The following is a 25,243-nucleotide window of genomic DNA, read 5'->3' on the forward strand; positions in this document are numbered from 1 at the left end:
GTATAGTCGTCGGCACCACATTAGTAGCAATCATTCAGAATTTCTGAACATGCCTCTTTCCCTCGAATCCCTTGAGGTGCTCGATGCCATCGAGCGCAAGGGCAGCTTCGCCGCCGCCGCGCACGAGATGGGCAAAGTGCCTTCCGCCCTCACCTATGTCGTGCGCAAGCTGGAGGAGGACCTCGATGTCCTGCTGTTCGACCGCCGCCGCCACCGCGCCGAGCTGACGCCGGCCGGGCGCGCCCTGCTGGACGAGGGCCGCCACCTGCTGCACGCGGCAGACGACCTGGAACGGCGCGTCAAGCGCCTCGCCACCGGCTGGGAAGCCACGCTGACGATCGCGGTAGACGACCTGATCAACTTCCGCGCCCTGCTGCCGGTGATCCAGGACTTCTATGCCGAGAACTCCGCCACCCGGCTGCGCTTCTCCAAGGAGGTACTGGGCGGTTCCTGGGATGCGCTGGTCAGCAACCGCGCCGACCTGATCATCGGCGGCGCCTACGATGCGCCCAGCGCCCAGGGCTTCCAGGTGCGGCCGCTGGGCAACCTGCCCTTCGTCTTCGCCGTGGCCGCCCACCATCCCCTGGCGGCCGAACCGGGTCCGCTGACCACCACCCAGATCGCCATGCACCGCAGCGTGGCGGTGGGCGACACCTCGCGCAACCTGCCGACCCGCACCTATGGCGTGCTGGCCGGCCAGGACGTGCTGGTGGTGCCCAGCATGCGCGACAAGCTGGAAGCGCAGATCCGCGGACTCGGCTGCGGCTGGCTGCCGGCACCGATGGCCCAGCCCTTCATCGAAAGCGGGGTGCTGCAGGTCAAGGAAACGGTGGAAGTGCGCGGCACCGGCAACTTCAAGGTCGCCTGGCGCACCAGCACGCGCGGCAAGGCGCTGCAGTGGTGGGCGCGCAAGCTCGACGACCCTCGCCTGGCGCAGGCGCTGCTGCAGTTTCTGCCTGGTCAGCCTGTGACGGAAGACTGACGATGCCTGCCCCCGCCGACGGCGCGGCTCCCTATCGCGGCCGCTTTGCCCCATCGCCCACCGGCCCGCTGCACATGGGCTCGCTGGTCACCGCGCTGGCCAGCTGGCTGGACGCACGCGCGCATGGCGGCACCTGGCTGGTCCGCATCGAGGACATCGATTACCCACGCTGCGTGCGCGACGCCGATACCGGCATCCTGCGCACCCTTGCCGCCCTGGGACTGCACCCGGACGAGCCGCCGCTGTGGCAGAGCCGGCGCGAGCACTGCTACGCGAGCGCGCTGCAGCGGCTGGAAGCGGCCGGCCAGGTCTATCCCTGCGGCTGCTCGCGCAAGGAGATCGCCGACTCGCTGGTGCATGTGCGCGAACGCCACCAGACATTGGCCTACCCCGGCACCTGCCGGCACGGACTGAATGGCAAGCTGCCGCGCGCCTGGCGCGTGCGGGTGCCCGACGGCGACGCCGCCACCATCTGCTTCGACGATCGCTGGCAGGGGCGGCAGTGCCAGAACCTCGCCACCGAACTGGGCGACTTCGTGCTGCGCCGCGCCGACGGGCTATGGGCCTACCAGCTCGCGGTGGTGGTCGATGACGCACTGCAAGGCATCACCCATATCGTGCGCGGCGCCGACCTGCTCGACTCCACACCGCGGCAGATCCATCTGCAGCGCCTGCTCGGCCTGCCGGAGCCGGCCTACCTGCACGTGCCGGTGGTGGTCAATGCCGTCGGCGAGAAGCTGAGCAAGCAGAGCGGAGCACAATCCGTTGACGACCTCGCTCCGCTGGAGGCGCTGCGAGCCGCCGGCGCCCACCTCGGCCTGCGCCATGACGCCACGGACGTCCCGGACTGGCTCGCACGCGCCACCGAGAGCTGGGCCGGGCTGCTGGCTCGGCTGCCCCGGCCGGGCGCAGCCTAGGCGACGGGACGACGGACTGCGCCGGAAGCCACCGGAATCCGGACACTGGGCGAGAACCGCATCACCGATCAGCGCCACCCGGTGCGGCATTGGTGCGCGTCAAGCGACGCCGGCCCCCGCCCACCTTGGATTGGATATCACGTCCGATCCCAGCCTTCGGCTACCTCGGCAATCAGCACATTCCCGAGCAATCGGAAACACGCCTAGATATTCCCCAGAAATATTCCTAATTTATTTGCAGCGATCCCAGGTGGCGGCTGATCGCTCATCAGTCCATTCCAATGAATTAGGAAATTTCCCAAGAATGGCACACCCACACTAGGTTTCCAGCAAATGTGCGCAGGATTCCTTGGGATTTTTCCAAGAGAATTCCCGCGCTAAGTTTCGCATCCAATCTGCCGTTTACTGGATTGTTCTGATCAAGATCGAAAAATCGGAAATCAGAACCGGTCCCACAGCAATTCGCGCAACGTTCACTGGAGATGCCCATGCCTTCCCGCCCGATGCCCGCCCGGCTTGTCCTCACCGTCGCCATGCTGGGAGCCGCCTCGCTGTGCGCTGCGCAAAGTGGCGTGATCCGCTTCTCCGGCATGATCGTGGAGCCGCCCTGCTCCTTCCGTTTCAGTAACGATGCCGGAGCCCGGTTGCGTCCCGAGTGCCCGCGTCCGGTCGCCGCGGACCTGTCCCTGGTCGATACCAGCGGGCGCGCGCTGCAGCCGACGGTACGGCTGGCGCAGGCTCCTGGCGCCATCGAACTCCCCGCGCGGCAGGCCGGCCAGGGCGCGCGATGGATCGCGATCGTGACGTATCAGTAGGAAGGGAAAACGAGGCGCGCGAAAGATTCCGCGAAAGATTTCACGGAAGATTTCGCGGAAGATTTCACGGAAGATTTCGCGGGAAGGCGCGCGGCCGGCATCGGGCAGGCGCCGTCAATTCCGGTGCCGGCAGCCATCGACGGCGGCACCGATGCGCGCGCTCAGGACTTGCGCGGAACGCCGCCGAGCAGTGCGGCCAGCGGGCGCTTCGGCGCGGTGCGGCCGCGCCCGAGCGCGGCGATGGCGGCCTCCTCCGGCTTCGGCGTGGCGGCGGCACTGCCGGCGCTGGGCTCGTAGGGGCGCGAGAAGAAGGGGTCGTCCGACGGACGGAAGACGGGGCGCTGCCCCGAGCCATTGCCATCCTTGCGGCGCGGGCGCTCCTCGGACTCGCCGCGGGCGCGACGGACTTCCGAGCGGGCACGGCGCCGTTCGGCATCTTCGCCACGCGCACGCTCGCCCGTGGGATCGAAGCCATCCAGCGTGGCACGCGGGATGCTGCGCTTGATCAGCTTCTCGATATCGACGAGCAGGCGCTCGTCGCCCGGCTGGAATACCGACAGCGCGTCGCCGCTGGCACCGGCACGGCCCGTGCGGCCGATCCGGTGCACGTAATCCTCGGCGCTGAACGGCAGGTCGAAGTTGATCACGCAGGGCATGTCGGGAATATCCAGCCCGCGCGCAGCCACATCGGTGGCGACCAGCGCGTCGATGGTGCCGTTCTTGAAGCCTTCGAGCGTCTGCATGCGCTCGGTCTGGGTCTTGTCACCGTGGATGGCGGCGGCGTTGATGCCCTCGCGCTCCAGGTGGCGCGCCAGGCGCGAGCAGCCGATCTTGCTGTTGACGAAGACGATGCACTGGCGCGACAGGCCCTGGGCCGCACGCTGCTTGAGCAGGTGCACCACGGCGGCCTGCTTCTGGCCATCCTCGACCTGGTAGACGGTCTGCCGCACGTTTTCGTTGGCCGAGTTGCTGCGCGCCACCTCGATGGTGACCGGCTGGGTCAGGTAGCTCGAGGCAAGGCGCTTGATCTCGGGCGAGAAGGTGGCGGAGAACAGCAGCGTCTGGCGCTGGGCCGGCAGCAGGTTGATGATGCGCTGCAGGTCGGGCAGGAAGCCCATGTCCAGCATGCGGTCGGCTTCGTCCAGCACCAGCATCTGCACCTGCGACAGGTTGACCGATTTCTGCTGCACGTGGTCGAGCAGGCGACCCGGCGTCGCCACCAGGATTTCCACGCCACGGCGCAGCGCATCGGTCTGCGGATTCATGTCGACGCCGCCGAACACCACCGTGCTGCGCAGGTCGGTGTGCTTGGCGTAGCGCGCGACGTTGTCGTAGACCTGGTCGGCCAGCTCGCGCGTTGGTGTCAGCATCAGCGCGCGCACCGGATGGCGCGCCGGCGAGGCGCTGCCATTGGCCAGCGGCAGCAGGCGCTGGATGATGGGCAGCGCGAAACCGGCGGTCTTGCCGGTACCGGTCTGGGCCGCGCCCATCACGTCCTTGCCCAGCAGCACCACCGGAATCGCCTGCGCCTGGATCGGCGTGGGCTTGGTGTAGCCCTGCTCGGTCAGCGCACGCAGGATGCGCGCATCCAAGCCGAAGCTGTCGAAGGTAATGGCGTTGGCGTTCTGGTCTGCGTTGGCTGCAGTGTCTGCTTGGCTGGTCGTGGTCATGATTTCGGTGTCTGGCGGCAGGAGCGGACCCGGCGCCAGCGGACACGCGTCTCGAAGCGGGCTGGCTGATCGGCACCGCGGCAACGCCGCAGGCCCGCCGGGGCGTGCCGGCAAAATCAATAGCCCATGAGAATCAAAGACTTAGATTTTAGCATCAGAGCCGCATCGATGAACAGCACGACGCGGCAACAGGCGTTCGTGACAGCAGCGAAAATGTCACGCACATGTCACGTTTGACCACCATCATCGCCGCTGCGGCGCTGCAAGCCGGACCTCGGGCACCGAAGCGGCCCGGCAGCGCCCATCCGACTCGAACCGAATCCACGCCACGCTACCGATACCGAAGTACCTGATGGAACTCTCTCGCATCGCCCTGCACCGCTTTCTGCTCATTTCGGGCGTCTTCCTCGGCCTCGGCTGCGCCCCGGAGGCAGCAATGTCCGCGCCGGCGCACGCCGGCGACGGCCAGGCACTGGCCGGCCACCGGCCTGGCCATCAGCCGGCGCCGGAATCGGCACCGGTCGCCGGCAAGGCCTGAGGCCTCTGCCACCGCCCCCGGCGGCAGGCGCGGCGAAGCGTGCCGCGGCCGCCTCATTCACGCAAACAATCCTTCCGACCGGCACCATTCGGTCCGAGCGGGCTCAGTCGCCGCGGATCCCGTTGTCCTGAATCACCTTGCCCCATTTGCGGTCGTCGGCGCGCATGCGCGCCGACATCTGCTCCGGCACCTGGTAGGACGCGACCGTGCCGGCCTTCAGCATCTTGTCCTGCACCGTCGGGTCGGCCAGGGTCGCCTTCAACTCGGCCGACAGGCGGCCGACGATCTCCTTGGAGGTGCCGGCCGGTGCCAGCAGGCCGCCCCAGGCCGTCGCATCGAAGCCGGGAAAGCCCTGCTCTGCCACCGTCTTCACGTCAGGCGTGAAACTCACGCGGCGGGCCGAACCCACTGCGATCGGGCGCAGCTTACCGGCCTTGATATGCGGCAGCGCGGCAATCATGTCGGAGAACATCATCGGCACCTGCCCGGCCAGCAGGTCCGAGATGGCCGGCGCGCTGCCCTTGTATGGCACGTGCTGCACGTCGAAGTGGCCCAGGCTCTTCAGCAGTTCGGTCGACAGGTGGCCAAAGCTGCCATTGCCGGCGCTGGTGTAGTTCATCGCGCCGGGCTTGGCCTTCGCGCGCGCCATGTAGTCCTGCAGGCTGTGCACGTCGGGCAGCGCCTGGGGATTCACCACCATGACGATGGGCAGGTCATAGGCAGCCCCGACCGGCGTGAAATCCTTGAACAGGTCATAGCCCTTGCGCGGAATCAGGTGCGGCGCCAGCAGGGTGGGCGTGGCCAGCATCAGCAGCGTGTAGCCGTCCGGTGCGCTCTTGGCCACGGCCTCGGCGCCGATGGTGCCGGAGGCACCAGGACGGTTGTCCACCACCACCGGCTGCCCCATCGTTTCGCTGAGCTTCTGCCCGATGATGCGCGCGGCGGTATCGGTCGGCCCGCCCGGCGGGAACGGCACCACCAGGCGGATGGGCTTGGCGGGATAGGACTGGGCCAGCACCGGGGCGGCGCCCAGCGGCAGCATCGCCCCCAGGGCGGCAGCGCCGAGACGGCGCACGAATTGACGTCGGTTGGTCTTCTGCATGATGTCTGGCGGAACTGCGTCTTCAGGGATCGTCAAGAAAAGGTTGGACAGCGGAACAACGGGACAGCGAGACGGCGGGACAGCACGGCGGGCGGGAACAGCGCCGGCCGGCCGCCGCCTCAGGATGGTCAGAGCGACAGCGGGCCGGGCTGGAACAGCCGGGCATCCATCAGGCGCAGGTCCGGCGCGAGCGCGACCTCGGCATCGCACAGCGCGAGCACGTCGCGGCGGGGATCCAGGCCGGGGGCGATCTCCACCAGCATCAGGCGCTGGGTGCCACGCTCGTCCGCGCGCATCTCGAACACCGCGCGCTCGGTCAGGTAGCGTACCGGCACGCCGTTGCCGGCCACATAAGGGCCGTTGAAGCTCAGGTGCGACACGGCGGGCACGATCTTGCGGATGCGCCCTTCGCGCACGATGCGCAGTGCGCCATCCTCGACCGCCACCTCCAGCCCGCCCGCGGTCAGCGTGCCCATGAAGACCACGGCACGCGCGCTTTGCGTGATGTTGATGAAACCGCCAACGCCCGCGATCAGGGCCTGCTCGCCACTGCCGAAGCGGCTCACGTTGACGTTGCCGTCGCCATCCAGCTCGGCCAGCCCGAGGATCGCGAGGTCGATGCCGCCACCCTCGTAGAAATCGAACTGCGCCGGCTGGTCGACCACCGCCTCCGGATAGGCCGAGGCGCCGAAGCTGAGGCCGTCGGCCGGCGTGCCGCCGATCGGCCCGGCCTCCACCGTAAGCGTGAACCCTGCCACGCCGGCCTGCTCGGCCAGCATGCCCACCGCGGCGGGCATGCCGACGCCGAGGTTGACCACGCGCGGGCGGCGCTCGGCCAGCTCCAGCACCGCGCGGCGCTGCACGATGGTGCGGGCATCCAGCACCGTCGCCGGCGCTTCGGCCGCGGCAGGCGCGGCGGAACCGTCCGCGCCGCGCCAGGACGTGACATAGGCCGGGTTGAAGGTCTCGGCGAAGGTCATCTGGTGATGGGCCGGATCTTCGCTGACCACCACGTAGTCGACCAGGATGCCCGGCACGTGGATGGCCTGCAGGTTGTCGTGGCGCTCGACCAGCGACTCTACCTGGGCAATGACGATGCCGCCCGAGTTGTGGGCCGCCTGGGCGATCGCAAGCAACTCGTGATGGAAGGCTTCGCGATGCGTGCTCAGGTTGCCGCGCGGGTCGGCGCTGGTGCAGCGGATCAGCGCGCAGTGGATCGGGAAGCTCGGGTAGAACAGGTATTCCTCGCCGCGCAGGGCGATGGCGTCCACCCAGGCGCGTCCGGCCGCCGCGGCCTCGCTGGCGCGCGCATTGAGGGCGCCGCCGTGGTAGCGCGCATCCTGCGCGCTACGCGGGTCGACGAAGGTGTGCAGGCCGATCTTGCTGATCACGCCCGGCTTGCCACCGGCGATGGCGCGGTACAGATGAGTGATCACGCCCTGCGGCAGGTTGAAGGCCTCGCACTCCCCTGCCAGCGCCAGCGCCGCCAGGCGCGTCGCCGAGCGCCAGTGCCCGCCGACGATGCGGGTGGTCATGCCGGCATTGCCGAAGTGGTTGACGCCGCGTGCACCGCGGTCGCCCTGCCCGGCCGAGTAGACCAGGGTCAGGTCGCGCGGCAGTCCGCTCTGCAGGAAGCGCCGTTCGAGCGCTTCGGTCACCGTCTCCGCATGCCCCGCGCCGACAAAACCGGCACTGGCCACGGTCCAGCCGGATTGCACCAGCGCAGCCGCTTGCTGCGCGCTCACCACCTGCATCGCTTGTCTCCGTTTTGTCCTGCTCTTCGCCGCGGCCGCTTGATCAGCCCCGGCTGGTGCCGGGCCGATGGCCCGGACATATTATTCTGCGAACATTTGTTCGCTAAACACTATGATACGGACAGGATCGCCGGTCGCGCAAGCCCTGCCCGGCGCACTAGAATCCAGCGTTTCACGACCCCACCCGCCCGCAATGCCGGAAACCGACGCTGCCAGAAAGGACAAGGAAGAACTGCTCGACTCGCTCAGCAAAGGGCTGGCGCTGCTGCGCCTGTTCGCAACGGGAGTCGGGCGCCTGACCATGCAGGACGTGGCGGAACGCCTGGAGGTCACGCGCGCCGCAGCGCGCCGCCTGCTGCTGACGCTGCAGCACAACGGCTACCTGGAGCAGGACGGGCGCTTCTTCGCCCTGACGCCGCGCGTCATGGAGCTCGGCTATGCCTACTTCGCCTCGATGACGCTGCCGCAACTGGCCCGCCCCTACCTGCAGGCCCTGTGCGCCGACGCCGGCGAAAGCTGCTCGCTGGGTGTCCTGGATGGCGATGCGGTGGTGCTGGTCGCACGCGAGGAACCCCATCAACTGCTGCGCGTGGACATGGCGATCGGCCGCCGCATGCCGGCCTATGCCCATTCGCTCGGGCGCGTGCTGCTGGCCGGCCTGGACCCGCTGGCACGCGAGCACTATCTCGCCGCGACCACCTTGCGCAAGCTGACACCGTTCACGGTCCATTCCCGGCAGGCGCTGACGCGCCTGCTGGCCGAGGTGGAACACCAGGGCTTCTGCGTGCTGGTCAGCGAACTGGTGGACGGCTACGCGGGCATCTCGGTGCCGCTGCGCGACCAGACCGGCAAAGTGGTGGCGGCGCTCGGCCTCAGCATGGTACTGGGCAGCCGCGCGCCGGCCGTGCTGGAAGCGGAGTTCCTGCCGCCGCTGCAGCGCGCCGCCGCGCAGATCGAAGCGATCCTGCGCAGCCGTTGAGCCGGCGGACGGGCGCAGTCGTCTGGCGGGCGACGAAGCGAGCGGGGCCGGAGACGGCCGAGGCGGCAGCAGCACCGGCCAGGGCAAGCGGCTGAGCCGGGCATCGCACCGGTCCGCTCCGCCTGCATCGCAAGCCGCAAAGAGAAAGGGGCCCGCAGCATCGCTGCGGGCCCCTCGGCAATGGTGGGCCTCCCGTGAGTCGAACACGGCACCAACGGATTATGAGTCCGCTGCTCTAACCAAGCATGAGCTAGAGGCCCGGAAAACGCGACGGACCCGGCCGGGGCCGGGTCCGTCCCTGCATTATCTCAGGATCAGTTGCCTTCCAGGAAGCTCTTCAGCTTGTCGGAGCGGCTCGGATGGCGCAGCTTGCGCAGCGCCTTGGCCTCGATCTGGCGGATCCGTTCGCGCGTCACGTCGAACTGCTTGCCGACCTCTTCCAGCGTATGGTCGGTGCTCATCTCGATGCCGAAGCGCATGCGCAGCACCTTGGCTTCGCGCGGCGTCAGCGAATCCAGCACGTCCTTGACCACGTCGCGCATCGAACCGTGCAGCGCGGCTTCGGCCGGCGCCAGCGTGTTGGTGTCCTCGATGAAGTCGCCCAGATGGGAGTCGTCGTCGTCACCGATCGGCGTTTCCATGGAGATCGGCTCCTTGGCGATCTTCATGATCTTGCGGATCTTGTCCTCGGGCATCTCCATCTTCTCGGCCAGCGTCGCCGGATCCGGCTCGTTGCCGGTCTCCTGCAGGATCTGGCGCGAGATGCGGTTCATCTTGTTGATGGTCTCGATCATGTGCACCGGGATGCGGATGGTGCGCGCCTGGTCGGCGATCGAGCGCGTGATGGCCTGGCGGATCCACCACGTGGCGTAGGTCGAGAACTTGTAGCCGCGGCGATATTCGAACTTGTCCACCGCCTTCATCAGGCCGATATTGCCTTCCTGGATCAGGTCGAGGAACTGCAAGCCGCGGTTGGTGTACTTTTTGGCGATGGAGATCACCAGGCGCAGGTTGGCCTCGGTCATCTCGCGCTTGGCTTCGCGCGCGCGCTTCTCGCCTTCGGACATCTTGCGGTTGACGTCCTTCAGTTCCTTCAGCGGCAGGACCACGCGGGCCTGCAGGTCGATCAGCTTCTGCTGCAGTTCGTGCACGGCCGGCACATTGCGCTCGACGATGCCGCTGTAGGCCTTGCCGTCGGCGATCACGCCGCCGATCCACTCGAGGTTGGTCTCGTTGCCCGGGAAGCGGGCGACGAAATCCGCGCGCGGCATGCCGCACTTGTCGACCACGATGTTCAGGATCGCGCGCTCGAGCTTGCGCACTTCGTCCACCTGGCCGCGCAGCGTGTCGCACAGGCGCTCGACGTTGCGCGCGGTGAAGCGGATGCCCATCAGCTCGGCCTGGATGGCCTCCTGCGCCTTCACATAGGGCTTGGACTTGTAGCCCTCCTTCTCGAAGGCGCGGCGCATCTTGTCGAACTGCTCGGCGATGACGCGGAACTTCTCCATCGCGGCCAGCTTGAGCTCTTCCAGCTGGCGCGCGGACGCGCCGGCGCCGCCGGCGTCGTCGTCTTCGTCCTCTTCCTCGTCCTCTTCGGCCTCTTCCTCTTCGAGCTCCTCTTCGTCGGCGGCAGTACCGCCCTGGGCGGCAGCCTCGGCGACGGCATCGGCGTTCGGATCGATCAGGCCGTCGACGAACTCGTCGATCTTGATCTCGTCGTTGGCGACGCGCTCGGCCTGGGCCAGGATCTCGGAGATCGTGACCGGGCAGGCGGAGATGGCCATCACCATGTCTTTCAGGCCGGCCTCGATGCGTTTGGCGATCTCGATCTCGCCCTCGCGCGTCAGCAGCTCGACCGTGCCCATCTCGCGCATGTACATGCGCACGGGGTCGGTGGTGCGGCCGAACTCGGAATCGACGGTGGACAGCGCGGCCTCGGCTTCTTCCTCGGCCTCTTCCTCGCTGGTGGCCGACGGCGCGTTGTCGTTGAGCAGCAGCGTCTCGGCGTCCGGAGCCTGTTCGTAGACGGCGATGCCGATGTCATTCAGCGTGGCGACCAGCGTGTCGATCGTTTCCGAATCGACCATGTCGTCCGGCAGGTGATCGTTGATCTCCGCATAGGTCAGGTAGCCGCGCGACTTGCCCAGCTTGATCAGAGCCTTGAGCTTCTGGCGGCGCGCCTCGAGCTCTTCCTCCGTGCCTTGCTGGGTCGAGGCGAATTCCTTCAGCAGCGCCTTTTCCTTGGCCTTGCGGTCCTTGGCCTTCTGCTTTTCGGTCTTCGGCGCCGCGGCAGGAGCCGCTGCGCGCATCTCGTCTTCGTAAAACTCTTCGCTCACGTCGTCTGTGGTGCTGTCGTCGTGCTGCATCTCGGCCTTGGGCTTGCGGCCGCGCTTCTTGGGTTCCGCAGCGGCGGGGCGCTCGGATGCAGCGGGGGCGGTGGAAGCGGCACCCACCTTGGCCTGCGTGGCCTTGGTTGCGGCGGCCGCCGTACGCTTGGTCTCGACTTCGGGATTCTGCTGTTTCGCCACGGTGATACTCTTGCCTCTCACAGGTACAGGCGCGGCATGGCTGCCGCCCGTGTTTGCGCTTGCATGGACGCCGCTCTCGGCGTTTTCACCGCTCTCGCGTGCCGAAGTCGAGGGCTGTGTCTTCTTCTTGGATGCGCGGGCTCCGGCTGCAGTGGTCGCGACCGATGCCGCGGCCGTCCCGGCCGCCTCGGCATCGCGCGCTGACTTCGCTGGCAAAGGCCTGGCTTGCGTCCCGACCGGCGCGGTTGATCGTACCGCCGTCGTCTTCGTGGACGCCTTGCCGCTCCCGGATTGGGGAGCCTTGGTGGAAACCTTTTCGGTTGCTTTGGCCTTTGCCATTGGCACGCTCACTTTCACCAGAACTGGGAAGAAAGATCTCGCAATCCAAACCGGCTATTGTAGCACGTCGCTACTTGCCGGCCTCCTGTCAGGTGAGGCATTCACCTGAAAAATCAAGGCTTAAGAGCAATTGCACGGCCCCGCTCGCAGCCCTGCCACGCCTGACTACCCACCTCCTGCCGAGGCGCCGCTCATCCCAGCCGGCGACGCCGGTTGATCTCGCCCACCAGCCAGCGCATGCGCGCCTTGGCGGCTTCGTCGGCGACACCATTGGTCACCGCGGTCTCCAGACCATCCAGTTCCCGCCGCAGCGGCTCGGCGAGCAGCTTGGTCACTGCGGCATCGAATTCCAGCCCGGCAGGTTCCTCTTCAATCTCTTCGCGCAGCACCGCCGTGCGCACATTGGCGTAGATCTCCGCATACGGCGACTGCGCCAGCTGCTCGCTGAATGCCGCAAAATTCACTTCTCCCTGCACCTCGCCGCAAGCTTCCAGCAGGTGGGCCAGCACCTCCGCCTGCGGCTGCTCGGCATCCAGCAACAGGGCGCGGCTGTCCTCGTCCAGGCGCGCGGCGAAGTGCGGGTAGCCCATCAGCAATTGCAGCAGCCGCTGTTCCAGCCCGGTCGGAGCCTGGCGCTTGGCGCGCGGCCGCGGCTGGGCGAAGCGGCCAGCGCGTGCCGGATCGCTGCGCAGGCCGCACACCGCTTCGATCTCCGCCGGCGTGGTGCCGGTGGCCTCGGCCAGCTCACGCACGATCTGCAGCCGCAGGCCGCCGGCCGGCATGGCCTGCAGCAGCGGCCTGGCTTCGTACTGGGCCCGGGCGCGCCCCTCGGGCTGGCGCAAGTCCTGTTCCTCGGTCACTACCTGCAGCAGGAAACGCGACAGCGGCATCGCATCGCGCACCTGCGCCGCAAAGGCCTCGGTCCCCTCCTCGCGCACATAGCTGTCCGGGTCATGCTCGGACGGCAGGAAGAGGAAGCGGATGGTCTTGTTGTCCGCCACGTGCGGCAGGCAGGCCTCCAGCGCACGCCTGGCCGCGCGGCGCCCCGCGCTATCGCCGTCGAAGGAGAACACCACCGCATCGGTCTGCCGCAGCAGCTTCTGCACGTGCACGGCCGTGCACGCCGTGCCGAGCGTGGCCACGGCATTGGCGAAGCCCAGCTGGGCCAGGGCCACCACGTCCATATAGCCTTCGACCACCAGAACGTAGCCGGTTTCCCGGATCGCATGGCGTGCCTCGAACAAGCCATACAGCTCGGTCCCCTTGCTGAACAGGGGCGTTTCCGGCGAATTCAGGTATTTGGGCTCGCCCTGCCCCAGCACGCGCCCGCCGAAGCCGATCACCTGCCCCTTGGTGTTGCGGATGGGGAACATGATGCGGTCGCGGAAACGGTCGTAGCGGCGCGGCTTGCCGTCGGCATCGCGCCGCTCGGCGTTTTCGATCAGCAGGCCCGCCTCGACCAGGGGCCCGGCCAGCGCGTCATCGCGATAGCTGCCGAATACGGCTTCCAGGCCCTGCCAGTCGTCGGGGGCATAACCCAGGCCGAACTGGGCCGCGATCTCGCCGGTCAGGCCGCGCCCCTTCAGGTACTGGATAGCCTGCTGGGCGCCGCGCAGCTGGCGGCGGTAGAACTCGGTGGCACGCGTCATGGCCTCGGTCAAGGCCAGCGAGCGGGCCTGCTGCTCGGCTCGTTGCGCGGGCGGCAGGCGATCGCGCTCTTCCGGCACCGTCATGCCGACCGACTGGGCCAGCTCACGCACGGCATCCGGGTAGGACTGCCCCGAATACTCCATCAGGAAACCGATGGCCGAACCGTGCGCACCACAGCCGAAGCAATGGTAGAACTGCTTGGTCGGCGAAACCGTGAAGGAGGGCGATTTCTCGTTGTGGAAGGGGCATAGCCCCATGAAATTCGCGCCACCCTTCTTCAACTGCACATACTTTCCCACCACGTCGACGATATCGACACGGTTGAGCAGGTCTTGGATGAAGGATTGGGGAATCACCCGGTTCGTCGTCCTGAGGAGCGGGACCGCCGCCGGCGCGGCGGCCCGTTCTGTGGTGTGGCATACGCACAAGCGGGACAGGGCGTTCCGCTTGTCATCGATATATTGTAGTGCAGGGCTAGCCGCCCGCCGGGGAATGCAGACAATTGCGCACTTCTATGCCGCATCTCCCCGGGATCTGCGGCCAAACCAGGCGGCTGTGGCGCGAACGCGACAACCCCCGCAACATGCGCTGCGGGGGTGCGGCACGCCGCCGCCCGGCCAAGGCTTACTTCGGCGCCAGCGCGGCCTTGACCAGCGCGGACACCGCCGTCATGTCGGCACGGCCGGCCAGGCGCGCCTTGACCAGCCCCATGACCTTGCCCATGTCCTGCGGACCGGTGGCACCGCTCTCGGCCACGGCGCGCTGCACTTCGGCGGCCACCTCGGCCTCCGACAGCGCGGCCGGCATATAGGCCTGCAGCACCTCGACCTCGGCGGACTCCTTGGCCACCAGATCGTCGCGTCCCGCCTGCTGGAACTGCGTGATGGCATCCTTGCGCTGCTTGATCAGCTTCTCCACCACCGCCAGCACGGCGCTATCGTCCAGTTCGATGCGCTCGTCGACCTCGCGCTGCTTGATCGCCGCCAGCAGCAGGCGGATGGTGCCGAGACGCTCCGATTCGCGGGCGCGCATGGCGGCCTTCATGTCATCACTGATGCGGGCTTTGAGGGACATGACAATATTCCGTAGTGAAGGGCGTGGAAAGGAAGGGGGGCGGCGGTCAGGCCTTCGGACGGACCGCCACAACGCAAAAACCCGCCGGAGCCGAGCCCGCAGCGGGTTTCGATGCTGACGCAGGAGGTGCGATCAGTACAGCTTCTTCGGCAGCATCTGGCTGCGGATGCGCTTGTAGTGGCGCTTCACGGCGGCGGCCTTCTTGCGCTTGCGCTCGGCCGTCGGCTTTTCGTAAAACTCGCGTGCCCGTAATTCAGTAATCAAACCATTCTTTTCGATGGTGCGCTTGAAGCGACGCATCGCGACTTCAAACGGCTCATTTTCTTTGAGGCGGATGGTGGTCATTTGGCCAGTGGGGGATGGAAGTTTGCTAACTCGCGCGGCTAGCGGTTTTACGAAGATCGTAAGTTTAGCATCGGGCTCCGAGCCATGCGCAAGCAATTTCGGGCCGGCCAAATCGAGGGAAAACCCTTAGAAAAAAACTCCCCCGAACCGCATCGCCAGAGCGGCTACGCGGCCCCGCGCGAGTGCTGCGCCGCCTCGGCCAGCGCCCGCCCGGCGGCCACCGCCGAAGCCCAGGCCCACTGGAAGTTGTAGCCGCCCAGCCAGCCCGTCACGTCGACCACCTCGCCGACGAAATAGAGGTTGGCCACCTCGCGCGCCATCATCGTCGTTGACGACAGGTCGCGGGTATCGACGCCGCCCAGCGTCACTTCCGCCTTGCGGTAGCCCTCGGTGCCGGAGGGCACGAGCTGCCAGTGGTTGAGCGCCTCGCCCAGCTTGCGCAATGCCTTGTCCGTCATATCGCGTACCGGCTGGTGACCCTGCAGGCCGGCAGCGGCGCACCAGGCTTCGGCCAGCCGCGCCGGCAAGCGCTCGGCCAGCAGGTTGGCCAGCTGCTTGCGGCTGCCCCCTTTCTGCTCGAGCAGCCAGGCGGCGGCATCCTCGCCGTCGAACATATCGATGGTGATCGGCGCGCCCGGGCGCCAGAAGCTGGAGATCTGCAGCACCGCGGGGCCGGACAGGCCGCGATGGGTCCATAACAGGTCCTCGCGGAAGCTGCCCGCCGCCTTGCCGGCACCGGTTCGGATATCGACCTCCCGGGCCACGCCGGCCAGCGGCGCGAACGGCTGCCAGGCCTGGCCGTCGAAGGTCAGCGGCACCAGCCCCGGCCGGGTCTCGACCACGCCGAGGCCGAACTGGCGCGCGATGCGGTAGCCCAGGTCGGTCGCGCCGATCTTGGGGATCGAAAGGCCACCGGTAGCCACCACCAGCGCGCCGGCGCGCAGCGTGCCGTGCGCGGTCAGCAGCAGGAAATCGTCGCCTTCGCGGCGCACCTCCTCCACCGCGCAGCCGGTCTGCCAGCGCACCCCGGCGGCGTCGCACTCGGCGCGCAGCATGGCGATCACGTCTTCCGCGCTGTCGTTGCAGAACAGCTGGCCGCGATGCTTCTCGTGCCATGCAATGCCGTGGCGGCGCATCAGCGCAAGGAAATCCTGCGGGGTGTAGCGGGCCAGTGCGGAGCGGCAGAAGTGCGGATTGGACGACAGATAATTGGCCGGCCCAGCCTGCAGGTTGGTGAAATTGCAGCGCCCCCCGCCCGAGATGCGGATCTTCTCCGCCAGCCGCGTGGCGTGGTCGATCAGGACCACGCGCGCGCCACCCTGCCCGGCCACGGCCGCGCACATCATGCCTGCCGCGCCCGCACCCAGCACGGCCACGTCGAAGCGTCCCGCGGGGCGCGCACCGCGCGCCGTCCCCGCCGATGCGGCACCTGCTGCGTCCATCGGTTCCCCAGATTGCAAAGAAGGGGCAGATTGTAGCGAAAAGCGCGGCTGGCGCCGGTATGCTACCCTGCGGCCTCGCCAGGCCCGGGTGCGCCCGCGCCGCAACCCTTCCCGCATCGACCTCTACGCTTTCCCCATGCTCGTCCTCGGCATCGAATCCTCCTGCGACGAAACCGGGCTGGCCCTCTACGACACCGGGGCCGGCCTGCTGTCGCACGCCCTGCACTCGCAGATCGCCATGCACCGCGACTATGGCGGCGTGGTACCGGAGCTCGCCTCGCGCGACCACATCCGCCGCGTCCTGCCGCTGCTGCAGCAAGTGCTCGACCAGGCCGGGCGCACTCGCCGGGACATCGACGCCATTGCCTACACCCAGGGCCCCGGCCTGGCCGGCGCGCTGCTGGTCGGCGCCTCGGTCGCCAACGCGCTCGGCTTCGCGCTGAACGTGCCGATGCTGGGCGTGCACCACCTGGAGGGCCACCTGCTGTCGCCGCTGCTGACCGACGCACCGCCCCCCTTCCCCTTCGTCGCCCTGCTGGTCTCCGGCGGCCATACCCAGTTGATGGAAGTACGCGGCATCGGCGACTACGCCCTGCTTGGCGAGACCCTGGACGACGCCGCCGGTGAAGCCTTCGACAAGACCGCCAAACTGCTCGGGCTGGGATATCCGGGTGGCCCGGAAGTCTCGCGCCTGGCCGAGTTCGGCACGCCGGGCGCCTTCGCGCTGCCACGCCCGATGCTGCACTCGGGCAACCTCGATTTCTCTTTCGCCGGCCTGAAGACGGCGGTGCTGACGCAAAGCCGCAAGCTGGGCAGCAACGTCTGCGAGCAGGACCGCGCCAACCTGGCGCGCGCCTTCGTCGACGCCATCGTCGATGTGCTTGCCGCCAAGTCGATGGCGGCGCTGAAACAAACCGGGCACCGCCGCCTGGTGGTGGCCGGCGGCGTGGGCGCCAACCGCCAGCTGCGCGCCCGGCTGGACACGCTCGGCCGCCAGCGCAAGATCGAGGTCCACTATCCGGACCTGGCCTTCTGCACCGACAACGGCGCGATGATCGCCTTCGCCGGCGCCATGCGCCTGCAGGCCGCGCCGCAGCTCGCGCGCCACGACTACGGTTATGGCGTGACGCCGCGCTGGGAACTGGCCGATATCCGGCTGCCGGCGCACTGAGCGGCCCCCGCCCCCAGGTCCCCGAGCCCATGAAAAAAGCCACCCTCGGGTGGCTTTTTTCGGGCCTGGAGGCTGGCCGCGGCGCCGCCGCGATGCCCGCCGGACTTACAGCGCCGGCTCTTCGACGCGCTTGTCGCGCTCGATCACGGCATAAGCGCTGTGGTTGTGGATGGACTCGAAATTCTCGGCCTCCAGCACATAGGCGACGATGCGGTCATCGGCGTTCAGGCGCATGGCGATATCGCGCACCAGGTCCTCGACGAACTTGGGATTCTCGTAGGCACGCTCGGTGACGAACTTCTCGTCGGGGCGCTTGAGCAGGCCCCACAGTTCGCACGAGGCCTCTTCCTCGGCCATGCGCACCAGCGCCTCGACCGGCAGGTCTTCCGCCAGCTCCACCTTCATGGTGATGTGCGAGCGCTGGTTGTGCGCGCCGTACTGCGAGATCTTCTTCGAGCAGGGGCACAGGCTGGTCACGGGCACCAGGGCGGTCAGGAACACCTTGGCCTGGCCATCGCGCACCTCGCCCAGCAGCGTGACTTCGTAGTCCATCAGCGACTGCACGCCGGAGATCGGCGCGGTCTTGTTGACGAAGTACGGGAAGGTGACCTCGATCCGGCCGGCATCGGCCTCGAGCTTCTCGAGCATCTTGTCGAGCAGGCCGCGGAAAGCGAGCAGGTCGATCGGAGCGCGCTCCTCTTCCAGCAGCGCCATGAAGCGCGACATATGCGTGCCCTTCTGGTCGGCCGGCAGGTGCACGTCGAGATTGAAGGTACCCACGGTGGCCTGCACGCCGGACAGCGTGTTCAGCGACAGCGGATAGCGGACGCCCTTGACGCCGACCCGTTGAATCGGGATCTGGCGCGTGTCGCGGCTCGACTGCACGTCGGGCATCGCGAAGGCGGGATTGATGTCATTCATTACCGGTTTCCTCCAGAACCACGCAGCATGGCTTGTTGTGATTCTTACGGTCGTGGCACTTTCGCAGTCAACATGCCACGCAACGAGTGTGAAACCACGGGATGGGGTGACGACACCAACCCGCAGCTGCGAACACGGAACGGAAGGGATTCTAAGGGAAAACCGGCATGGCTGCCGGCGAGGGGTCCAATCCCGCACGCGCTATGCGGGTGATTGATTCCGCCTATCCGGCCGGCGCATGGCGCCGGCCGCCCCGCATCCCGGGAGCGCGCGGCGTCAGGCCGCGCGCGTCGCCACGGCGACGGGCGCCTGGCCGAGGCCGAAACGCTGGCGCACCGACGTCTCGATGCCCTTGGCATCCAGTCCGCTCTGCGACAGCAGGAAGGCGGGGTCGCCATGGTCGATGAAGCGGTCGGGCAGGCCGAGTTGCAGCACCGGCACATCGATGCCTGCCTCGGACAGCGCCTCGAGCACCGCGCTGCCGGCACCGCCCATCACGCAACCCTCTTCGACGGTGACGAGGTAGTCGTGCTCGCGCGCCAGCGTCTTGACCAGCTCGACGTCCAGCGGCTTGACGAAGCGCATGTTGGCCACCGTGGCATCGAGCGCTTCGGCCGCGCCCAGCGCCGGCTGCACCATCGAGCCGAAGGCCAGGAAAGCCACGCGCTGACCCTTGCGCGCCGCGCTTTCGCGGCGCACCTCGCCCTTGCCGAGCGGCAGCGGCTCGAGCGCCGGCGCGATCGCCGCGCCCGGGCCGGAGCCGCGCGGATAACGCACCGCGCTCGGCCCGTCGAAATGGAAGGCCGTCGTCAGCAGCTGGCGGCATTCGTTCTCGTCGCAGGGCGTGGCGACCATCATGTTGGGGATGCAGCGCAGGAAGGCGATATCGTAGGCCCCCGCGTGCGTGGCACCGTCGGCGCCGACCAGGCCGGCGCGGTCCAGCGCGAACACCACCGGCAGGTTCTGCAGCGCCACGTCGTGGATCAGCTGGTCGTAGCCGCGCTGCAGGAAGGTCGAATAGATCGCCACCACCGGCTTCAGGCCCTCGCAGGCCAGGCCGCCGGCAAAGGTCACCGCGTGCTGCTCGGCGATACCCACGTCGTAGTAGCGGTCCGGGAAACGCTTTTCGAACTCGACCATGCCCGAGCCCTCGCGCATGGCCGGGGTGATGCCGACCAGGCGCTTGTCGGCGGCAGCCATGTCGCACAGCCAGTCGCCGAAGACCTGGGTGTAGGTCTTGCGTGCCGGCTTGCCCGACGGACGGATGCCTTCGGCCGGGTCGAACTTGCCCGGGCCGTGGTACAGGATGGGGTCGGCCTCGGCCAGCTTGTAGCCCTGCCCCTTCTTGGTCACCACGTGCAGGAAGATCGGGCCCGAGCCTTCCAGGGCGCGCTGGCGGATGTTCTGCAGCGTCGGCACCAGGGCGTTCAGGTCATGGCCGTCGATCGGGCCGATGTAGTTGAAGCCGAATTCCTCGAACAGCGTGGCCGGTCCCACCATGCCCTTGGCATGTTCTTCGAAGCGCTTGGCGAACTCCAGCACCGGCGGCGCCACCGACAGCACGCGCTCGATGCCCTTCTTGGTGGCGGCATAGAACTGGCCGCTCAGCAGTCGCGCCAGGTGGCGGTTCAGCGCGCCGACCGGCGGCGAGATCGACATGTCGTTGTCGTTCAGCACCACCACCAGCGGCAGGTCCTTGTAGACGCCGGCGTTGTTCATGGCCTCGAAGGCCATGCCGGCGGACATCGCGCCATCGCCGATCACGGCGATCGAGACGCGCTTGTCGCCGAGCGTGCGCGCGCCGAGGGCCATGCCCAGCGCAGCGGAAATCGACGTCGAGGAGTGCGCGGTGCCGAAGGTGTCGTACGCGCTCTCGTCGCGGCGCGGGAAGCCGGAGATGCCGCCCCACTGGCGCAGCGTGCTCATGCGGTCGCGGCGGCCGGTCAGGATCTTGTGGGGATAGCTCTGGTGGCCGACGTCCCAGACGATGCGGTCCTCGGGCGTGTGGAAGGCGTAGTGCAGCGCGATGGTCAGCTCGACCGTACCGAGGTTGGACGAGAGGTGGCCGCCGGTCTGCGAGACCGACTCCAGCACATAGGCGCGCAGTTCTTCCGCCAGGGTCTGAAGCTGGCGCCGGTCCAGCTTGCGCAGGTCCGCGGGGTCGTCGATGGTCTTGAGCAGTGCGTAGGTCATGGTTTCGGTTCGGCCGCCAGCTTCTCGCGTCCGGCTTGTCATATCAATGGGTGCGCAGCACGATCAGGTCGGCCAGCCCTGCCAGGCGCGCGCCTTGCGCGCCGAAGCCCGACAGCGCCTCGTGGGCGCTGTCGCGCAGCTTGCCGGCCAGTTCCCGCGCCGGCTCCAGGCCCATCAGCGAGACATAGGTCGGCTTGTCGTTGGCGGCGTCCTTGCCCGCGGTCTTGCCCAGCGTGGCCGTATCCGCGGTCACGTCCAGGATGTCATCCACTACCTGGAAGGCCAGGCCGATCGCCGCGGCATAGCGGTCCAGCGCCTCCAGGCCGGCCGCGTCGATGCGGCCGCACAGGGCGCCCATGCGCACGCTCGCGCGCAGCAGCGCCCCGGTCTTCATGCGGTGCATGCCTTCCAGCTCGGGCAGCGTCATCCCGCGACCGACATGCTGCAGGTCGATCGCCTGACCGCCGCACATGCCGACCGAGCCCGAGGCGTGCGCCAGTTCGCCCACCAGGCGCAGCCGTGCCGCAGGTTCCAGCGCGGGCGTCCCGGCCAGCACGACGAAGGCCTGTGTCTGCAGGGCATCGCCGACCAGCAGCGCGGTCGCCTCGTCGTAGGCTTTGTGCACCGTCGGCCGGCCGCGGCGCAGGTCGTCGTCGTCCATGCAGGGCATGTCGTCGTGCACCAGCGAATAGGCGTGGATCATCTCCACCGCGCAGGCGGCCGCATCGCAGGCCTCGGGGCTGGCCCCGCTCACTTCGCCGGCTGCGTGCACGAGCAACGGGCGGACCCGCTTGCCACCGCCGAGCACAGCATACCGCATGGCTTCATGCAAGGTGTGCGGAATTGTATCTGCGGCAGGAAGTGCCGCTTCGAGCGCCTGCTCGGCCCTGGCGCCGAGCGCCTGCATCCATTGGGGGAAATCGTTCATTCTGTGTCCGCCTGCGTGCCGGCCTCGGCCATCGGTTTGAGTACTTCGCCTTCCAGCACCTTGATCTGCTGCTCGACGCGCTCCAGCTTCTGCTGGCAGTAACGCACCAGTTCGGCACCGCGACGGTAGGCCGCCAGCGACTCCTCCAGCGGCAGCGCACCGCTCTCCATGCTCGCCACCAGTGCGTCCAGCTCGTCCATGGCCGCCTCGTAGGAGGCGGGCGGCGCTGCTGGCGCCGGGGCGTCGTCGGGCTGGACCGGGGCGGTCTTTTCTCTTGGCATGTCTGGCCTTGCAACAGGGGAAGCCGGGATTTTACGCCAAAGCGCGGACTTGTCCGACTCCCGCGATGGCGGAAACGCCGGTAAAGGGCAGCTTTGAGCCCCCACGAGAGGAAAGTGACTTGTGCGCTCCGGTCGTCTTTCCGAATGCGCCGACAACGGCACCCCCATGACGACCCGGGTCGACTTTTTCGCTAAAAAGGCAAAAAAATCAGACCCTTAACTTTTTGGCTCGGGTACAATCCCGGGCTCGGCAGAAAAAGCGAGCGCCACCTCTTCCGGCTCGCCACCCAGGTGGCGTCCCCCGCGTGCCCACCGCCTCTGTCCGTCTCTTTCCCATATCGATCTTTGTTTCGATGGTTGGGTTGTTCACTGCTTTCACCTGTCATTTGGGAGTGGGGATAATGTCCAATCTCAGCACCGCGCTGAAACTGGCGCCAGCTGACACTCAGCTGCCCGTCGACGCCTACTTCGATGAGGCGTTGCATCAACAAGAACTGGAACGGCTGTTCGACAAGGGCCCCGGCTACGTCGCCCATTCGCTGATGGTGCCGGAAGTGGGCGACTACTACGCCCTCAAGGCCGAGGACGAGGGGCGCATCCTGGTACGCAACCGGGAAGGCATCGAACTGATGTCCAATGTCTGCCGCCACCGCCAGGCCATCATGCTGAACGGCCGCGGCAACGCCCAGAACATCGTCTGCCCGCTGCACCGCTGGACCTACGACCTGAAGGGCGAACTGCTCGGCGCACCGCATTTCGAGCAGCAGCCCTGCCTGCACCTGAAGCGCTCGCCCCTGCAGAACTGGAACGGATTGCTGTTCGAGGGCAAGCGCGACGTGCGCGCCGACCTGGCGCGCCTGGGCGTGTCGGAGGACCTGAACTTCGACGGCTACATGCTCGACCATGTCGAGATCCACGACTGCGACTACAACTGGAAGACCTTCATCGAGGTCTACCTGGAGGACTACCACGTCGTGCCCTTCCACCCGGGCCTCGGCAGCTTCGTCTCCTGCGACGACCTGGCCTGGGAATTCGGTGAGTGGTACAGCGTGCAGACCGTGGGCCTGCACGCGGGCCTGAAGCGCCCGGGCAGCCCGACCTACCGCAAGTGGCATGACGCGGTGTTGCGTTTCAACAACGGCGTGCTGCCCAAGCAGGGCGCGATCTGGCTGACCTACTACCCCAACATCATGGTGGAGTGGTATCCCCACGTACTGGTCGTCTCGACCCTGCATCCGCTGGGGCCGCGCAAGACCCGCAACGTGGTGGAGTTCTACTACCCCGAGGAAATCGCCCTGTTCGAACGCGAATTCGTCGAGGCCGAGCGCGCCGCCTACATGGAAACCTGCATCGAGGACGACGAGATCGCCGAACGCATGGACGCCGGACGCCTGGCGCTCTACAAGCGCGGCACCAGCGAGACCGGGCCGTACCAGTCACCGATGGAAGACGGCATGCAGCACTTCCACGAGTGGTACCGGGGCGCCATGCGTTACACCGGATAAGGCCGGACGCCAGCGCCACCGCGCCCCTCCGGCACGAAAAACGGACCGCCTGTGCGGTCCGTTTTACATTGCGGCGCGGCAGCGCTGTTACAATTCGGCATCCGGCGCAGGCTGCACTTGGCGCTGCCTGGCGCCGGCAGACCATGCCGCGGTACGGGACGCCCAGCCGACGATGCCCCGCCCGCGCGCTGCCCGCCCCCCGCCCTCCCGTCTTGCCATGCAATCGCTCTGGATGCTGTTCGCCGCCTTCTCGTTCTCGTTGATGGGGGTGGGCGTCAAGCTGGCATCCGAGTTCTATACCACCGGCGAGATCGTCTTCTACCGCAGCATCATCGGCGTGCTCATCATGTGGGCCGTGCTCGCCTCCGGCGGCGTCTCGGTGCGCACCCCGCACATGCCGGTGCATATCAAGCGCAGCCTGTTCGGCGTAACCTCGCTGCTGCTGTGGTTCAGCTCCATCACCATGCTGCCGCTGGCCACGGCGATGACGCTGAACTACATGTCGCCGGTCTGGATCGCCCTGATCCTGGGCGCGGGTGCCGCGCTGGCCGGCACCCGCGGGGCCGACCGCAAGCTGATCGGCGCCATCCTGATGTCCTTCGCCGGGGTGCTCTGCCTGCTGCAGCCTTCGGTCGGCAAGGAACAGCTGACCGGCGGCCTGATCGGCCTGATCTCCGGCGTGTTCACCGCGCTGGCCTATGTCGAGGTGCGGCAACTGGGCCAGCTGGGCGAGCCGGAAGGCCGCATCGTGTTCTACTTTTCGCTGGTCGGCGCAGTGGTCGGCCTGGCCTGGATGCTGTGGACCGGCCCGAGCCCGCATACCTGGCATGGTGCCGGCCTGCTGCTCGGTATCGGCGTGCTGGCGACGCTGGGACAGACGGCCATGACGCGCGCCTACAAACGCGGCAACACCCTGCTGACGGCCAACCTGCAGTACGCCGGCATCGTCTTCTCCAGCATCTGGGGCATGCTGATCTGGTCGGACCGCCTCAATGCGCTGTCCTGGCTGGGCATGGCCCTGATCATCGCCAGCGGCATCGCCACCACGCTGACACGTGCGCGGGCCGCCAGCGACCAGCCCGCGACCCCGGCTACGCCGGTGGAATCCGCCGAAGCGGAAGTCCATCCCGAGGTGTAGCATCGGGCCAGGGGACCGGGCGACGGCCCCCTGACGTAACTTTCGCCACGCTTCCGCCCCGAACCCACCGTTTCCGCCATGCCGACCACCCTGATTTCCAGCAAGGACCTCAAGGCGCTGCTAGCCGACACCAGCACCCGCTGCGTGCTGCTCGACTGCACCTTCGACCTGGCCGACCCGGCCGCTGGCCGCGAGGCCTACCATCGCGCACACCTGCCGGGCGCGCACTATCTGCATCTCGACAATGAGTTGTCCGGGCCCAAGACCGGCAGCAATGGCCGCCACCCGCTACCGGATCCGGACGCCCTGGCGGCACGCCTGCGCGCGCTGGGGGTGGACGACGACACGCAGGTGATCGCCTACGATGCCCAGGGCGGCATGTATGCCGCGCGCGCCTGGTGGCTGCTGCGCTGGCTGGGCCATGAGGCGGTGGCCGTGCTCGACGGCGGCAGCAACGCCTGGATCGCGGATGCGCTGCCGGTCGAGCCAGGCACGACGCCGGAACCCGAGGTCCAGGGCGGCTTCAGCCGCCGCCCGCCGCTGGTGCGCGCGGTCGACGCCGCCGCGCTGCTGGCCAATCTGCAGTCGCCGCGCTGGCTGGTGGTCGACGCCCGCGCGCCGGACCGCTTCCGCGGCGAGAACGAGACGCTCGATCCGGTCGGCGGCCACATCCCGGGTGCCGCCAACCGCTTTTTCAAAGACAACCTGCAATCGGACGGGCGCTTCAAACCCGCGGCCACGCTGCACGCGGAGTTCGGCGCGGTGCTGGGCGCCACGCCGCCCGAGTTGTCGGTGATGCAGTGCGGCTCCGGCGTGACCGCCTGCCACAACCTGCTGGCGCTGGAAGTGGCCGGGCTGCGCGATGCCGCGCTCTACCCCGGCTCCTGGAGTGAATGGTGCGCCGACCCGGCGCGCCCGGTGGCGACCGGCAACTGAGCCAGGCGGACGGACGCGGTGCCGGCCACCGGTGC

Annotated in this window: 22 protein-coding genes and 1 tRNA gene; 10 read left to right on the forward strand and 13 right to left on the reverse strand. The window is 67.8% G+C overall.

Annotated features, from left to right (window positions below):
* The first annotated feature begins 49 nt into the window (after positions 1–49).
* From BKK81_RS15260 to BKK81_RS15270, 3 genes are all read left to right on the forward strand, one after another.
* Positions 50–982, forward strand: a complete 933-nt coding sequence (locus BKK81_RS15260; protein WP_071014553.1) for a LysR family transcriptional regulator — start codon at positions 50–52, stop codon at positions 980–982.
* Between the two features lie 2 nt (positions 983–984).
* Positions 985–1,899, forward strand: a complete 915-nt coding sequence (gene gluQRS, locus BKK81_RS15265) for a tRNA glutamyl-Q(34) synthetase GluQRS (protein WP_071014555.1) — start codon at positions 985–987, stop codon at positions 1,897–1,899.
* 488 nt (positions 1,900–2,387) lie between these two features.
* On the forward strand, positions 2,388–2,714 hold the full coding sequence (locus BKK81_RS15270) for a type 1 fimbrial protein (protein WP_071014557.1): 327 nt from the start codon (positions 2,388–2,390) through the stop codon (positions 2,712–2,714).
* A gap of 161 nt (positions 2,715–2,875) precedes the next feature.
* On the opposite strand, the gene BKK81_RS15275 is transcribed toward BKK81_RS15270, so the two are convergent.
* On the reverse strand, positions 2,876–4,384 hold the full coding sequence (locus BKK81_RS15275; protein ID WP_071014559.1) for a DEAD/DEAH box helicase: 1,509 nt from the start codon (positions 4,382–4,384) through the stop codon (positions 2,876–2,878).
* Between the two features lie 352 nt (positions 4,385–4,736).
* Here BKK81_RS15275 and BKK81_RS15280 point away from each other — a divergent pair, with 352 nt between their 5' ends.
* Complete coding sequence (locus BKK81_RS15280) at positions 4,737–4,922, forward strand: hypothetical protein (RefSeq protein WP_071014562.1); 186 nt, start codon at positions 4,737–4,739, stop codon at positions 4,920–4,922.
* A gap of 103 nt (positions 4,923–5,025) precedes the next feature.
* Here the strand turns inward: BKK81_RS15280 and BKK81_RS15285 are convergent, their stop codons facing one another.
* A complete protein-coding gene (locus BKK81_RS15285) occupies positions 5,026–6,024 on the reverse strand; it encodes a Bug family tripartite tricarboxylate transporter substrate binding protein (protein WP_071014563.1) in 999 nt (332 codons plus the stop codon).
* 128 nt (positions 6,025–6,152) lie between these two features.
* Positions 6,153–7,778, reverse strand: coding sequence for an acyl CoA:acetate/3-ketoacid CoA transferase (locus BKK81_RS15290; protein WP_071014566.1), 1,626 nt, complete (start codon positions 7,776–7,778; stop codon positions 6,153–6,155).
* A 193-nt stretch (positions 7,779–7,971) separates the two neighbouring features.
* Here BKK81_RS15290 and BKK81_RS15295 point away from each other — a divergent pair, with 193 nt between their 5' ends.
* Positions 7,972–8,757, forward strand: a complete 786-nt coding sequence (locus BKK81_RS15295; protein ID WP_071014569.1) for an IclR family transcriptional regulator domain-containing protein — start codon at positions 7,972–7,974, stop codon at positions 8,755–8,757.
* Positions 8,758–8,938: 181 nt separating this feature from the next.
* Here the strand turns inward: BKK81_RS15295 and BKK81_RS15300 are convergent.
* Together BKK81_RS15300 and rpoD are read right to left on the reverse strand one after the other, a co-directional pair.
* Positions 8,939–9,017, reverse strand: a tRNA-Ile gene (locus BKK81_RS15300).
* A gap of 54 nt (positions 9,018–9,071) precedes the next feature.
* Complete coding sequence (gene rpoD, locus BKK81_RS15305; protein ID WP_071014572.1) at positions 9,072–11,306, reverse strand: RNA polymerase sigma factor RpoD; 2,235 nt, start codon at positions 11,304–11,306, stop codon at positions 9,072–9,074.
* A 28-nt stretch (positions 11,307–11,334) separates the two neighbouring features.
* Here rpoD and BKK81_RS34350 point away from each other — a divergent pair, with 28 nt between their 5' ends.
* Entirely contained in the window at positions 11,335–11,733 is a 399-nt protein-coding gene (locus BKK81_RS34350; RefSeq protein WP_071070208.1) for a hypothetical protein, read from the forward strand.
* A gap of 82 nt (positions 11,734–11,815) precedes the next feature.
* On the opposite strand, the gene dnaG is transcribed toward BKK81_RS34350, so the two are convergent.
* The 4 genes from dnaG to BKK81_RS15325 form a co-directional block, all read right to left on the reverse strand.
* Positions 11,816–13,630, reverse strand: coding sequence for a DNA primase (gene dnaG / locus BKK81_RS15310; protein ID WP_071014575.1), 1,815 nt, complete (start codon positions 13,628–13,630; stop codon positions 11,816–11,818).
* A gap of 268 nt (positions 13,631–13,898) precedes the next feature.
* Positions 13,899–14,348, reverse strand: a complete 450-nt coding sequence (locus tag BKK81_RS15315; protein WP_071014577.1) for a GatB/YqeY domain-containing protein — start codon at positions 14,346–14,348, stop codon at positions 13,899–13,901.
* 132 nt (positions 14,349–14,480) lie between these two features.
* Positions 14,481–14,693: a 30S ribosomal protein S21 gene (rpsU, locus tag BKK81_RS15320; protein WP_006576196.1), complete on the reverse strand. Its 213-nt coding sequence runs from the start codon at positions 14,691–14,693 to the stop codon at positions 14,481–14,483.
* A 164-nt stretch (positions 14,694–14,857) separates the two neighbouring features.
* Entirely contained in the window at positions 14,858–16,135 is a 1,278-nt protein-coding gene (locus BKK81_RS15325) for an NAD(P)/FAD-dependent oxidoreductase (RefSeq protein WP_071014580.1), read from the reverse strand.
* Positions 16,136–16,271: 136 nt separating this feature from the next.
* On the opposite strand from BKK81_RS15325, the gene tsaD reads away from it, so the two are divergent.
* The gene (gene tsaD, locus BKK81_RS15330) at positions 16,272–17,306 is read left to right on the forward strand and encodes a tRNA (adenosine(37)-N6)-threonylcarbamoyltransferase complex transferase subunit TsaD (RefSeq protein ID WP_071016518.1); all 1,035 of its coding nucleotides are present in this window, start codon (positions 16,272–16,274) and stop codon (positions 17,304–17,306) included.
* A gap of 105 nt (positions 17,307–17,411) precedes the next feature.
* Here tsaD and folE2 read toward each other — a convergent pair whose 3' ends face one another.
* From folE2 to BKK81_RS15350, 4 genes are all read right to left on the reverse strand, one after another.
* On the reverse strand, positions 17,412–18,227 hold the full coding sequence (gene folE2 / locus BKK81_RS15335) for a GTP cyclohydrolase FolE2 (protein ID WP_071014582.1): 816 nt from the start codon (positions 18,225–18,227) through the stop codon (positions 17,412–17,414).
* Between the two features lie 276 nt (positions 18,228–18,503).
* Complete coding sequence (dxs, locus tag BKK81_RS15340) at positions 18,504–20,420, reverse strand: 1-deoxy-D-xylulose-5-phosphate synthase (protein ID WP_071014584.1); 1,917 nt, start codon at positions 20,418–20,420, stop codon at positions 18,504–18,506.
* 43 nt (positions 20,421–20,463) lie between these two features.
* Positions 20,464–21,348: a polyprenyl synthetase family protein gene (locus BKK81_RS15345; RefSeq protein ID WP_071014587.1), complete on the reverse strand. Its 885-nt coding sequence runs from the start codon at positions 21,346–21,348 to the stop codon at positions 20,464–20,466.
* A complete protein-coding gene (locus BKK81_RS15350; RefSeq protein WP_083384126.1) occupies positions 21,345–21,629 on the reverse strand; it encodes an exodeoxyribonuclease VII small subunit in 285 nt (94 codons plus the stop codon). The genes BKK81_RS15345 and BKK81_RS15350 overlap by 4 nt, the downstream gene beginning before the upstream one ends.
* Positions 21,630–22,030: 401 nt before the next feature.
* Here BKK81_RS15350 and BKK81_RS15355 point away from each other — a divergent pair, with 401 nt between their 5' ends.
* The 3 genes from BKK81_RS15355 (at position 22,031) to BKK81_RS15365 (ending at position 25,208) form a co-directional block, all read left to right on the forward strand.
* Positions 22,031–23,134 (forward strand): aromatic ring-hydroxylating oxygenase subunit alpha, encoded by a 1,104-nt coding sequence (locus tag BKK81_RS15355; protein ID WP_071014589.1) that lies wholly within the window; start codon positions 22,031–22,033, stop codon positions 23,132–23,134.
* 217 nt (positions 23,135–23,351) lie between these two features.
* A complete protein-coding gene (locus BKK81_RS15360) occupies positions 23,352–24,272 on the forward strand; it encodes a DMT family transporter (RefSeq protein WP_071014591.1) in 921 nt (306 codons plus the stop codon).
* Between the two features lie 78 nt (positions 24,273–24,350).
* Entirely contained in the window at positions 24,351–25,208 is an 858-nt protein-coding gene (locus tag BKK81_RS15365; RefSeq protein ID WP_071014594.1) for a sulfurtransferase, read from the forward strand.
* Positions 25,209–25,243 lie beyond the last annotated feature (35 nt).

Source organism: Cupriavidus sp. USMAHM13, assembly GCF_001854285.1.
GTDB classification, from domain to species: Bacteria; Pseudomonadota; Gammaproteobacteria; order Burkholderiales; family Burkholderiaceae; genus Cupriavidus; species Cupriavidus malaysiensis.

What these genes read in the sequence shown, in the direction of transcription:
- BKK81_RS15260 (WP_071014553.1), top strand. Translation starts at nt 50, where the DNA reads ATGCCTCTTTCCCTCGAATCCCTTGAGGTGCTCGATGCCATCGAGCGC.
- gluQRS (WP_071014555.1), top strand. Translation starts at nt 985, where the DNA reads ATGCCTGCCCCCGCCGACGGCGCGGCTCCCTATCGCGGCCGCTTTGCC.
- BKK81_RS15270 (WP_071014557.1), top strand. Translation starts at nt 2,388, where the DNA reads ATGCCTTCCCGCCCGATGCCCGCCCGGCTTGTCCTCACCGTCGCCATG.
- BKK81_RS15275 (WP_071014559.1), bottom strand. Translation starts at nt 4,384, where the DNA reads ATGACCACGACCAGCCAAGCAGACACTGCAGCCAACGCAGACCAGAAC.
- BKK81_RS15280 (WP_071014562.1), top strand. Translation starts at nt 4,737, where the DNA reads ATGGAACTCTCTCGCATCGCCCTGCACCGCTTTCTGCTCATTTCGGGC.
- BKK81_RS15285 (WP_071014563.1), bottom strand. Translation starts at nt 6,024, where the DNA reads ATGCAGAAGACCAACCGACGTCAATTCGTGCGCCGTCTCGGCGCTGCC.
- BKK81_RS15290 (WP_071014566.1), bottom strand. Translation starts at nt 7,778, where the DNA reads ATGCAGGTGGTGAGCGCGCAGCAAGCGGCTGCGCTGGTGCAATCCGGC.
- BKK81_RS15295 (WP_071014569.1), top strand. Translation starts at nt 7,972, where the DNA reads ATGCCGGAAACCGACGCTGCCAGAAAGGACAAGGAAGAACTGCTCGAC.
- BKK81_RS15315 (WP_071014577.1), bottom strand. Translation starts at nt 14,348, where the DNA reads ATGTCCCTCAAAGCCCGCATCAGTGATGACATGAAGGCCGCCATGCGC.
- rpsU (WP_006576196.1), bottom strand. Translation starts at nt 14,693, where the DNA reads ATGACCACCATCCGCCTCAAAGAAAATGAGCCGTTTGAAGTCGCGATG.
- BKK81_RS15325 (WP_071014580.1), bottom strand. Translation starts at nt 16,135, where the DNA reads ATGGACGCAGCAGGTGCCGCATCGGCGGGGACGGCGCGCGGTGCGCGC.
- tsaD (WP_071016518.1), top strand. Translation starts at nt 16,272, where the DNA reads ATGCTCGTCCTCGGCATCGAATCCTCCTGCGACGAAACCGGGCTGGCC.
- folE2 (WP_071014582.1), bottom strand. Translation starts at nt 18,227, where the DNA reads ATGAATGACATCAATCCCGCCTTCGCGATGCCCGACGTGCAGTCGAGC.
- dxs (WP_071014584.1), bottom strand. Translation starts at nt 20,420, where the DNA reads ATGACCTACGCACTGCTCAAGACCATCGACGACCCCGCGGACCTGCGC.
- BKK81_RS15345 (WP_071014587.1), bottom strand. Translation starts at nt 21,348, where the DNA reads ATGAACGATTTCCCCCAATGGATGCAGGCGCTCGGCGCCAGGGCCGAG.
- BKK81_RS15350 (WP_083384126.1), bottom strand. Translation starts at nt 21,629, where the DNA reads ATGCCAAGAGAAAAGACCGCCCCGGTCCAGCCCGACGACGCCCCGGCG.
- BKK81_RS15355 (WP_071014589.1), top strand. Translation starts at nt 22,031, where the DNA reads ATGTCCAATCTCAGCACCGCGCTGAAACTGGCGCCAGCTGACACTCAG.
- BKK81_RS15360 (WP_071014591.1), top strand. Translation starts at nt 23,352, where the DNA reads ATGCAATCGCTCTGGATGCTGTTCGCCGCCTTCTCGTTCTCGTTGATG.
- BKK81_RS15365 (WP_071014594.1), top strand. Translation starts at nt 24,351, where the DNA reads ATGCCGACCACCCTGATTTCCAGCAAGGACCTCAAGGCGCTGCTAGCC.